This is a genomic window from Streptomyces bobili (genome assembly GCF_002154575.1).
In the GTDB taxonomy this organism is placed as follows: domain Bacteria; phylum Actinomycetota; class Actinomycetes; order Streptomycetales; family Streptomycetaceae; genus Streptomyces; species Streptomyces bobili.
In genome coordinates, this window is the sequence record NZ_MUBA01000403.1 from 1 (window position 1) to 10,828 (window position 10,828).

The window sequence follows — 10,828 nt, forward strand, 5'->3', positions numbered from 1 at the left end:
CGCGCCGTTCCCCGCGCCCCTCAGACGCCTGCGGCGAGCGGCTGCCCCAGGACCGTCCATACCCGTGCGGGTACGTCGGGGCTGGGCGCGTCGTTCCCCGCGCCCCTCAGACGCCTGCGGCGATTCAGCTGCCGCAGGGCCGTCGTCACCGTGCTGAGCGCGCTGTTCCCCGCGCCGCCGGGGCGCCTGCGGGGATCGGGGGCTCAGCCCGCTACCGATACCTGGGGCTCGCCCGAGGTCACACCGTCGGATTGCATCTGTTCGGCCAGTTTCAGGGCTTCTTCGATGAGGGTTTCCACGATCTTGGACTCGGGGACGGTCTTGATGACCTCGCCCTTGACGAAGATCTGGCCCTTGCCGTTGCCGGAGGCGACGCCGAGGTCGGCTTCTCGGGCCTCGCCGGGGCCGTTGACGACACAGCCCATGACGGCGACTCGGAGGGGGACCTCCATGCCCTCCAGGCCTGCGGTGACCTCTTCGGCCAGCTTGTAGACATCGACCTGGGCCCGGCCGCAGGAGGGGCAGGAGACGATCTCCAGGCCGCGCTGCTTGAGGTTGAGGGACTCCAGGATCTGGTTGCCGACCTTGACCTCCTCGACCGGAGGGGCCGAGAGGGAGACGCGGATGGTGTCGCCGATGCCCTGGGAGAGCAGGGCGCCGAAAGCCACCGCCGACTTGATCGTGCCCTGGAAGGCGGGACCGGCCTCCGTGACGCCGAGGTGGAGGGGGTAGTCGCTCTGGGCGGCGAGCTGGCGGTATGCCTCGATCATCACGACCGGGTCGTTGTGCTTGACGGAGATCTTGATGTCGCGGAAGCCGTGCTCCTCGAAGAGGGACGCCTCCCACAGGGCGGACTCGACGAGGGCCTCGGGGGTGGCCTTGCCGTACTTCTGGAGCAGGCGGCGGTCGAGGGAGCCGGCGTTGACCCCGATGCGGATCGGGGTGCCGTGGTCGTTCGCGGCCTTCGCGATCTCCTTGACCTTGTCGTCGAACTGCTTGATGTTGCCCGGATTGACGCGGACCGCCGCGCAGCCGGCCTCGATCGCGGCGAACACGTACTTGGGCTGGAAGTGGATGTCCGCGATCACCGGGAGCTGCGACTTGCGGGCGATGGTGGCGAGGGCGTCGGCGTCGTCCTGGGTCGGGCAGGCGACGCGGACGATCTGGCAGCCGGTCGCGGTCAGCTCGGCGATCTGCTGGAGCGTCGCGCCGATGTCGGACGTACGGGTCGTGGTCATCGACTGCACGGACACAGGAGCGTCCCCGCCGACCGCCACGGACCCGACCTGGATCTGCCGGCTCTTGCGCCGCTCGGCGAGCTTGGTCGGAACGGACGGCATGCCGAGAGAAATCGCAGTCATCTGCTGTGCAACCCCAAGTCGTGGATCAAGGTCCAGGTCCCGTCGGTGGCGGGCTCCAGGCTTCGAGATTACGGCACGGGCCCCTGCCGGGGCACCTCGCGGCCGTCAAACCCACTCAATGGAAGGCGGCCCGGCACAGATCGTGCCGGGCCGCCGTGAACGCCGTACGGCCAGAAGATTCTCAGCTGATCCGTACCGGGTTGACGACATCCGCGATCAGCACCAGGAGCGTGAAGCAGACGAAGATTCCCGCCACCACGTACGCCACCGGCATCAGCTTCGCCACGTCGAAGGGGCCGGGGTCGGGGCGGCGCAGCACCTTGGCGAGGTTGCGGCGCAGGGACTCCCACAGGGCGCCCGCGATGTGACCGCCGTCGAGCGGCAGCAGCGGGAGCATGTTGAAGAGGAAGAGGGAGAGGTTGAAGCCTGCGAGCAGCATCACGAACATCGCCAGCTGTTGCGAGGCCGGGATGTCGAGGGTGGCGATCTCGCCGCCGACCCGTGCCGCGCCGACGACGCCCATCGGGGAGTCCTGTTCGCGGGGGCCGTCGCCGAAGGCCGCGTCCCACAGGGCGGGGATCTTGGAGGGCAGGGCGGCGAGGGAGTCGACGGCGTCGCCGACCCGCTCGGTCATCCACACCGCGGACTCGCCGAAGTCCTGCTTGACGACCCCGGTGGCCGCGCTGAAGCCGAGGAAGCCGGCCTTGACGTACTCGCCCTGGACGTAGGTGCCGTTGCCGTCCTTCTTGGCGACCTGGTTGACGGCGATCTTCGCTTGCAGGGTGACCTCGCGGCCGTCCCGGTCGACGACGATCGCGACTTCCTTGCCGGCGCTGACCCGGATGAGGTTGGAGAGTGTCTCCCAGTCGTCGGTGCGCGTGCCCGCGAAGGAGACGATCTTGTCGTTCTTCTCCATGCCGGCGGCTGCCGCCGGGGAGGGCGGGTCGGACTTCTTGCAGGTGTCGCGGTTCTCGCTCTGGGCGATGACGCAGGGCGAGACGGAGGCGACGGAGGTGGTCTGCTGCTGGATGCCGAAGCCCATCAGCACGGTGAGGAACAGGGCGATCGCGAGGATGAGGTTCATGAAGGGGCCCGCGAACATCACGATGACCCGTTTCCACGGCTTGCGCGTGTAGAACATGCGCGTCTCGTCGCCGGGCCTGAGTTCCTCGTACGCCGCCGAGCGGGCGTCCTCGATCATGCCGCGCCAGGGCGAGGTGGAGCGGGCCGTGACGCGGCCGTCCTCGCCCGGCGGGAACATGCCGATCATGCGGATGTAGCCGCCGAACGGGATGGCCTTGACGCCGTACTCGGTCTCGCCCTTGTTCCGTGACCACAGGGTCGGGCCGAAGCCGACCATGTACTGCGGAACGCGGATGCCGAAGAGCTTGGCGGTGGACAGGTGTCCCAGCTCGTGCCAGGCGATCGACACCAGCAGGCCGAACGCGAAGACCACTATGCCGAGGATGAACATCAGGGTCGTCATGCGCGGGCCTCCGCCGTCTGTGCCGCCAGTTCCCGGGCCCGGGTCCGTGCCCAGGTCTCCGCTTCGAGGACGTCCGCCACGGTGAGCGAGGTTCCCGCGTGCGGGGTGCCGTGTTCCTCGACGACCCTGGTGACGGTCTCCATGATCCCGTTGAACGGGAGCGCGCCCTTGCGGAACGCCTCCACGCATTCCTCGTTCGCGGCATTGAACACCGCCGGGGCCGTCCCCGCGAGCTCGCCCACGTGCCGGGCGAGGTTCACCGAGGGGAAGGCCTCGTTGTCGAGCGGGAAGAACTCCCACGTCGACGCCTTGCTCCAGTCGAAGGCGGGGGCCGCGTCGGGCACCCGCTCGGGCCAGCCGAGGCCGACGGCGATGGGCCCGCGCATGTCGGGCGGCGTCGCCTGCGCCAGTGTCGATCCGTCCGTGAACTCAACCATCGAGTGGACATACGACTGGGGATGCACGACCACCTCAATGCGGGAGAAGGGAATGTCGTAGAGGAGGTGTGCCTCGATGACTTCCAGGCCCTTGTTGACGAGGGTCGCGGAGTTGATCGTGATGACCGGGCCCATGGCCCAGGTGGGGTGCGCGAGGGCCTCCTCGACGCTGACCTGCGCCAGCTGTTCCTTCGTACGGCCGCGGAAGGGGCCGCCGGAGGCGGTGACGACGAGCTTGCGGACGTCGGCGCGGGTGCCGGCCGCCAGGCACTGGAAAAGCGCCGCGTGCTCGGAGTCCACCGGGATGATCTGGCCCGGCTTGGCCAGCGCCTTCACCAGCGGGCCGCCGACGATGAGCGACTCCTTGTTGGCGAGCGCGAGGGTGCGGCCCGCCTCCAGGGCGGCGAGGGTGGGCGCGAGGCCGATGGAGCCGGTGATGCCGTTCAGCACGGTGTGGCTGTCGGAGGCGGCCAGCTGCGTGGCCGCCTCCGGTCCCGCGATGATCTCGGGGAGCGGTTCGGCGCTGCCGTACTCGCCGCTCAGGGCCTCGCGCAGGGCCGGTACGACGTCCTCGCGGGCGACCGCGACGGTCCGCACCCGGAGCCGGCGGGCCTGCTCGGCGAGGAGGCCGACCCGGCCGCCGTTGGCGGACAGGCCGGTCACCCGGAAGCGGTCCGGGTTGCGCAGCACGAGGTCGATGGCCTGGGTGCCGATCGACCCGGTGGACCCGAGGACCACCACGTCCTTGGGGCCGTCGCCGGCCACGGGGTCGAAGACGAGGTGCGGGTCGGCGAGGAGGGCTGGACTGTCGCTCATCCCCCCATTGTTGCCGCACCGCGTACGGACGTGGACAGGGTGTCCCCCCACGGTCCCTCTCATGGGGGGCTCCTGGGGTGTTCTTGGGTCGGTCGTGGGGTGGCCGTGGGGGGACAGCCCTGGCCGGGTGTACGCGAATGTCACCCGATCGGGCGATGGACGTTCTCGTGTGCGGATGGTCCGGGTGTGGTGTCGGCGATCCAGGGGCCCTCGCCCGAGGGGTCGACGATGCCCTGCTCCAGCCACTCGTAGGTGCCCGCGAGGACGCCCTTGACGACCTTGCGGTCGAGGTCATCGGTGTTGGACCACAGGCGGGTGAAGAGTTCCTCGACGCGGATGCGGGACTGGCGGCAGAAGACGTCGGCGAGCTGGTAGGCCTCGCGGCCGTGCTCGCCGCGGGAGCGCAGCAGCTCGGCGCGGACGCAGGCCGCGCTCATCGCGAACAGTTCCGCGCCGATGTCGACGATCCGGCCGAGGAAGCCCTGCTTGGTCTCCATGCGGCCCTGCCAGCGGGACATGGCGTAGAAGGTGGAGCGGGCCAGCTTGCGGGCGTGCCGCTCGACATAGCGCAGATGCGGGGAGAGGTCGACCTCGTGCTTGAACTCGGTGAAGGAGTTGGGTAGTTGACCGGGTCCCGCGACGAGTTTGGGCAGCCACTTGGCGTAGAAGACGCCGGCGTTGGCGCCCGCCCTCGCCTTGTCCTGGAGGGACTTGTCGGGGTCGATGAGGTCGCCGGCGACCGAGAGGTGGGCGTCGACGGCCTCGCGGGCGATCAGCAGGTGCATGATCTCCGTGGAGCCCTCGAAGATGCGGTTGATGCGCAGGTCCCGCAGGACCTGTTCGGCGGGGACCGCCCGTTCGCCGCGGGCGGCGAGGGAGTCGGCCGTCTCGAAGCCGCGGCCGCCGCGGATCTGGACGAGTTCGTCGGCCATCCGCCAGCCCATCTCGGAGGCGATGAGTTTGGCGAGGGCGCCCTCGATGCGGATGTCGTTGCGGTCCTCGTCGGCCATCTGGGAGGACAGGTCGAGCACGGCCTCCAGGGCGAAGGTCGTTGCCGCGATGAAGGAGATCTTCGCCCCGACCGCCTCGTGGTGGGCGACGGGCTTGCCCCACTGCTCGCGGGCGGCCGTCCACTCGCGGGCGATCTTCAGGCTCCACTTGCCGGCCGCGACGCATGAGGCGGGCAGCGAGAGCCGGCCGGTGTTGAGGGTGGTCAGCGCGATCTTGAGGCCCGCGCCCTCGGGGCCGACGCGGTTCGCGGCGGGGACCCGGACCTGGTGGAAGCGGGTGACGCCGTTCTCGATGCCGCGCAGGCCCATGAAGGCGTTGCGGTTCTCGACGGTGATGCCGGGCGAGTCCGCCTCCACCACGAAGGCGGTGATGCCGCCCTTGTGGCCCTCGCTCCTGGGCACCCGGGCCATGACGACCAGCAGGTCGGCGACGACGCCGTTGGTGGTCCACAGCTTGACCCCGTCGAGGACGTAGTCCTCCCCGTCGGGTACGGCGCTGGTGGCGAGGCGGGCCGGGTCGGAGCCGACGTCCGGTTCGGTGAGGAGGAAGGCGCTGATGTCGGTGCGGGCGCAGCGGGGCAGGAACCGCTGCTTCTGTTCGTCGGTGCCGAACAGCTTCAGCGGCTGCGGTACGCCGATCGACTGGTGTGCCGAGAGCAGCACGCCGATCGCGGGGCTGGCGGAGCCGACCAGGGCCAGGGCCTTGTTGTAGTAGACCTGGGTGAGACCGAGGCCGCCGTACTTGGGGTCGATCTTCATGCCGAGGGCGCCGAGTTCCTTGAGGCCGCGCACGACCTCGTCGGGGATGCGGGCCTCGCGTTCGATGAGGGCGCCGTCGATCCGCGTCTCGCAGAACTCGTGGAGTTTGGCCAGGAACTGCTCTCCGCGTCGTACGGCCTCGTCGGCGGGGAGGGGGTGAGGGTGGATGAGGTCGAGGCGGAAACGGCCCAGGAACAGTTCCTTGGCGAAGCTGGGCTTTCGCCAGTCCTGTTCCCGGGCGGCCTCCGCCACCTGCCGGGCCTCACGTTCGGTGACGACGGGCTTCTTGAGGGGTGGTGCGGACATGAGGCTCACCTCGCCGCGAATCGGGATCTCGGACCACATTGGTTACCGATGGGTGCTACCCGATCGTTGGTACCCGATCCCGGGCGAGCCCACCACCCCTCGCGCGTCCGATCGGCCGTCGGCAACCGTGTACGACGTGGTGGTCCGGACGGCCGATTCCCTTGAGTACCTCGTCCCCGGACCCGGTTCCGGGGACGTACGTGTCGTCCGTGCCGCCGCCGGGGAGCTTGCGCCGGACGAGTGCCGAGGAGTGCTGACGGGGGACGGTTCCCGTAGGTCCGAATCGAGCGCCGGACCGGTTCGGCGGAGCACCGGAGAAACCGTGTCGAAGCGCTTCGACAACCTATGGACACCCACTCCCGCTAGAGCTACTGTCAAAGCACCCTCACCCGCCCTTGTTCCCCCTGCGCACTGTCGAAGCGCTTCACACATCTTGGAGAGCTGGATGGTCACCCTCGCCGAGGTCGCCCAGCACGCCGGAGTCTCGGCGAGCACGGTGAGCTATGTCCTCAGCGGCAAGCGGTCCATCTCCGCGACCACCCGGGAGCGGGTCGAGCAGAGCATCCGCCAGCTCGGCTACCACCCGAACGCGGGCGCGCGGGCCCTGGCCAGCAGCCGGTCGAACATCATCGCGCTGATGATCCCGCTGCGCACCGACATGTACGTGCCGGTGATGATGGAGATCGCCATCGCGGTCGCCACCACCGCCCGCACCCACGGCTACGACGTCCTGCTGCTCACCGGCGAGGAGGGCCCCGACGCCGTGCGCCGGGTCTCCGGCAGCGGGCTCGCCGACGCGATGATCCTGATGGACGTCCAGCTCGACGACGAGCGGCTGCCGCTGCTGCGCGGCGCCGGCCAGCCGTCGGTCCTGATCGGGCTGCCCGCCGACACCACCGGCCTGACCTGTGTGGACCTCGACTGGAGCGCGACCGGCGCACTGTGCGTGGAACACCTGGCGACGTTCGGCCACCGCGACATCGCGGTCATCGGTGAGGCGCCCGCCGTGTACGAGCGGCACACCGGTTTCGCCGAGCGCACCCTCGAAGGGCTCCGGTCCCGGGCGAAGGAACTGGGACTGCGGGTGCTGCACCGCCCCTGCGAGAACGGGTACGACGCGATGGCGGTGACGCTGGCCCGGATCCTCGACGAGCGGCCGGGCACCACCGGGTTCGTCGTGCAGAACGAGTCGGCGGTGGAGCCGCTGCTCGCGCTGCTGCGGCAGCAGGGCCGGGCCGTCCCCGAGGACGTGTCCGTGGTCGCCATCTGTCCCGACCAGGTCGCCGTGCAGGCGTCGGTGCGGCTGACGTCGGTCGCCATCCCCGCGCAGGAGATGGGGCGGCGGGCCGTGGAGTATCTGGTCGCCAAGCTCGACGGCCGGGGTGACGACGACATCGTGCTGCTCGCCCCGGAACTGACGGTCCGCGCGAGTTCGGGCCCCGCGCCGGCCGCGTCCTGACCCACCTCGTCCTCCGCACACCCGCGCCACACCCCGAAGCTCACCGGTGCCCCGCCCGTGGCACCTCCATGTCTCACTCCTCCAGGAGCACAGGAGCACGCCCCGTGAATCAGCCTGCCGAAAACCAGCCTCAGGTCAGCCTGGCGCAGTCGTCCCCCACCGTCGGTGTCTTCCGTGAGCGGGACGGCGCGCTGGAATGGAGCGGCCGTCAGGAGACCGTCCGGGTCGAGCCGTGGGGTCCGGACGGGGTCCGGGTCCGTGCGCGGCTGGGCGGTCCCGTCCTCGACGGTCTGCCCGGCGCGCTGCTCGCGCAGGCGCCACCGGCCCCGTCCACGGTCAAGATCGAGGACGGCCGGGGGCGGCTGACGGTCGGCGCGCTGACCGTGGAGGTGGACGCGGAGGGCCTGGTCCGCTTCCTGGACACCTCCGACGACCGGGAGCTGCTGGCCGAGGAGCGCGCCCACTTCTGGTGGCCCGGCTCGCGTCTCTACACGGCCGTCGGCAACGGCCACCACCGCCTGGAGCAGCGGTTCGCCGCCTACGACGACGAGAAGCTGTACGGCCTGGGCCAGCACCAGCACGGGCGCTTCGACCAGAAGGGCCTCGTCCTGGACCTGGTCCAGCGCAACGCCGAGGTCGGCATCCCGGTGCTCACCTCCAGCCGGGGCTACACCCTGCTGTGGAACAACCCGGCGATCGGGCGGGTGGAGCTGGCGCACAACGGCACCCGCTGGGTGGCCGACTCGGCCCGGCAGATCGACTACTGGATCACCGCGGGCGCCCCGGCCGACGCCCAGCGCCGCTACAGCGCGGTGACGGGCCGTACGCCGATGCTGCCGGAGTGGGCGGCGGGATTCTGGCAGTGCAAGCTGCGCTACCGGACGCAGGACGAACTCCTCGCGGTGGCGCGGGAGTACAAGCGGCGCGGGCTGTCCCTGGACGTCATCGTGTGCGACTTCTTCCACTGGACGCATCTGGGCGACTGGAAGTTCGACCTGTCGGAGTGGCCCGACCCGGCCGCGATGGTGCGCGAACTGGACGAGCTGGGGGTGAAGCTGGTGGTGAGTGTCTGGCCGTCGGTGTCACCGTTGTCGGAGAACCACCAGCTGATGGAGCAGCGCGGGTACTTCATCGGCACGCAGTACGGTCCGATGGCGCACGCCGACTGGCCGGACAAGGAGGTCGCCTCCACCGTCCAGGTCGCCTTCTACGACGCCACCAACCCCGAGGCCCGCGAGTTCGTGTGGTCCAGGGTCCGCGACAACTACCTCGCCCCGTACGGGATCACGGCGTTCTGGCTGGACGCCTGCGAGCCGGAGCTGAAGCCGGGCTTCCCGGAGAACCTGCGCTACTGGGCGGGTCCGGGCCTGGAGGTCGGCAACATGTACCCGGCCGAGAACGCCCGCACCTTCTACGAGGGGCTGCGTGCCTCCGGCAGCGGTGACGGCGAGATCATCACCCTCAACCGGTCGGCGTGGGCGGGCAGTCAGCGCTACGGCGCCGCCCTGTGGTCCGGTGACATCGGCACCGATTTCCCGACCCTGCGCCGCCAGATCGCGGCCGGCCTCAACACCTCCCTGTCCGGCATCCCCTGGTGGAACACCGACATCGGCGGCTTCCACGGCGGTGACCCGGACGACCCGGAGTACCGCGAGGTGATGGTCCGCTGGTTCCAGTTCGGCGCGCTGTCCCCGCTGATGCGCCTGCACGGTTTCCGCGACCCGGGCACGCCGCTGGGCCCCGAGATGACCGGCGGCCCCAACGAGGTGTGGTCGTACGGCGAGGAGGCCGGGGCTGTCCTGGAGAAGTACCTGCGGCTGCGCGAGCGGCTGAAGCCGTACGTGCTCCAGGTGATGCGGGAGGCGCACGAGGAGGGGCTGCCGGTGATGCGGCCGCTGTTCCTGGAGTTCCCCGACGACCTGGCTGCCTGGTCCGTCGACGACTCCTACCTCTTCGGCAGGGATCTGCTGGTCGCCCCGGTGCTCACGGCGCGCGCCACGGACCGTTCGGCCTATCTTCCGGCGGGCGCGCGCTGGACGGACGCGTGGACGGGTGAGACGTACGAGGGGGGTGCGGCCGTGACGGTCGACGCCCCGCTGGACCGTATCCCGTTGTTCCTGCGGGACGGCGCCCGGCTGCCGATCCGGGAATAGGCGCGCGGGAAGGGCCGGCTCCCCGTCACGGGGAAGCCGGCCCGGTGCTGCTCAGTGGATCAACTGCTGCTGACGGTCAGGTTGTTGGTGCGGAAGTCCAGGCCGCCCGAGGACGAGGTGATCTCGAAGCCGAACTGGACGTCGCCGATGGTCTCGTTGCCCATCCAGCCCTTGGTGTCCTTGATCCACTTGAGGATGGGGAGGATCTGGACGGTGCCGGAGGACGAGTTCGAGGTGCGGATGAAGGAGAACACCTCGTTGGCGCCGTTGCTGCCCTTGTAGACGGTCCAGGTGTGGCCGCCCAGCGTCACGTTGCCCTGCGAGGTGCCGAGGGGCCCGACGGCTCCGGTCTTGTTGACCCAGAGCATGATCTCGTAGTCGTAGTCGGTGTCCCAGATGTCGTACGAGGAGTTGTAGGCGCCGGACGACGGGACGGTGACGTTGTAGCTGCTGTTGAGGGAGCCCAGCGAGGTGATCGTCTTGTTGATCACCTTCTTGGAGTTCGGGTAGGACTTGATGCCGCCGGTGTTGGGGTGGTTGGCCCAGGCGCCCCAGTTGGTGCCGGAGTTGGCCCAGAAGCACTGGCTGCCGGCGCCGGAGCCCCAGATGTTGTTGTAGAGGGTGTAGCCGTTGAGGCTGGTGTTGCCCCACTGGTCGCAGGAGTTCCAGACGGCTGCCTGGGCGGGGGCCGCGGCGAGGCCGATGGTGGCGCCGAGTGCCAGGGCGGGGGCGAGCAGGGCCTTGGTGACCCTGCCGAGCGTGCGCGATGCCATGGGTGTCCCTTCCATGGGTGGGGGGAGATGCGGGGGAATTGCGGGGAGTTACCACGTCCCCAGGGTGAGGACGTGGTCTTCTCCGGCGACGAGGTCGAGCGGCTCCGTGCCGGAGGAAGTCCGGACTTCGATGCGGTGTGTGCGGTGCGGTCTGAGGACGGCGCGGGCCCCGTCGGGACCCCAGGCGAGGTCGAGTTCGGCGCCGAACCGGGTGCGTACGCCCCGGAGTTCACCGGCCGCGAGGGCGGGGCCGGGGGCGGGCAGCAGG

8 protein-coding genes are annotated in these 10,828 nt (G+C 70.0%); 2 read left to right on the forward strand and 6 right to left on the reverse strand.

Going from position 1 to position 10,828, the window contains the following annotated elements; all coding sequences use genetic code 11:
- Nucleotides 1–203: 203 nt before the first annotated feature.
- From ispG to BZL64_RS28145, 4 genes are all read right to left on the reverse strand, one after another.
- Complete coding sequence (ispG, locus tag BZL64_RS28130; RefSeq protein ID WP_086771984.1) at nucleotides 204–1,361, reverse strand: flavodoxin-dependent (E)-4-hydroxy-3-methylbut-2-enyl-diphosphate synthase; 1,158 nt, start codon at nucleotides 1,359–1,361, stop codon at nucleotides 204–206.
- 181 nt (nucleotides 1,362–1,542) lie between these two features.
- Entirely contained in the window at nucleotides 1,543–2,835 is a 1,293-nt protein-coding gene (locus BZL64_RS28135; RefSeq protein WP_208639535.1) for a M50 family metallopeptidase, read from the reverse strand.
- 8 nt (nucleotides 2,836–2,843) lie between these two features.
- Nucleotides 2,844–4,100 (reverse strand): 1-deoxy-D-xylulose-5-phosphate reductoisomerase, encoded by a 1,257-nt coding sequence (gene dxr, locus BZL64_RS28140; RefSeq protein ID WP_086771986.1) that lies wholly within the window; start codon nucleotides 4,098–4,100, stop codon nucleotides 2,844–2,846.
- 140 nt (nucleotides 4,101–4,240) lie between these two features.
- Complete coding sequence (locus BZL64_RS28145; RefSeq protein WP_086771990.1) at nucleotides 4,241–6,175, reverse strand: acyl-CoA dehydrogenase family protein; 1,935 nt, start codon at nucleotides 6,173–6,175, stop codon at nucleotides 4,241–4,243.
- Between the two features lie 445 nt (nucleotides 6,176–6,620).
- Between BZL64_RS28145 and BZL64_RS28150 the strand changes: the two genes are divergently transcribed.
- On the forward strand, nucleotides 6,621–7,634 hold the full coding sequence (locus BZL64_RS28150) for a LacI family DNA-binding transcriptional regulator (protein WP_086771987.1): 1,014 nt from the start codon (nucleotides 6,621–6,623) through the stop codon (nucleotides 7,632–7,634).
- A 104-nt stretch (nucleotides 7,635–7,738) separates the two neighbouring features.
- Nucleotides 7,739–9,787 carry a glycoside hydrolase family 31 protein gene (locus BZL64_RS28155; RefSeq protein WP_086771988.1) on the forward strand — a complete coding sequence of 683 codons (2,049 nt, stop codon included), beginning with the start codon at nucleotides 7,739–7,741 and terminating at the stop codon, nucleotides 9,785–9,787.
- 59 nt (nucleotides 9,788–9,846) lie between these two features.
- Here the strand turns inward: BZL64_RS28155 and BZL64_RS28160 are convergent, their stop codons facing one another.
- Complete coding sequence (locus BZL64_RS28160; protein ID WP_086771989.1) at nucleotides 9,847–10,560, reverse strand: glycoside hydrolase family 12 protein; 714 nt, start codon at nucleotides 10,558–10,560, stop codon at nucleotides 9,847–9,849.
- 48 nt (nucleotides 10,561–10,608) lie between these two features.
- The coding region (locus tag BZL64_RS28165) for a hypothetical protein (protein ID WP_143663333.1) at nucleotides 10,609–10,828 on the reverse strand (220 nt) is incomplete at its 5' end.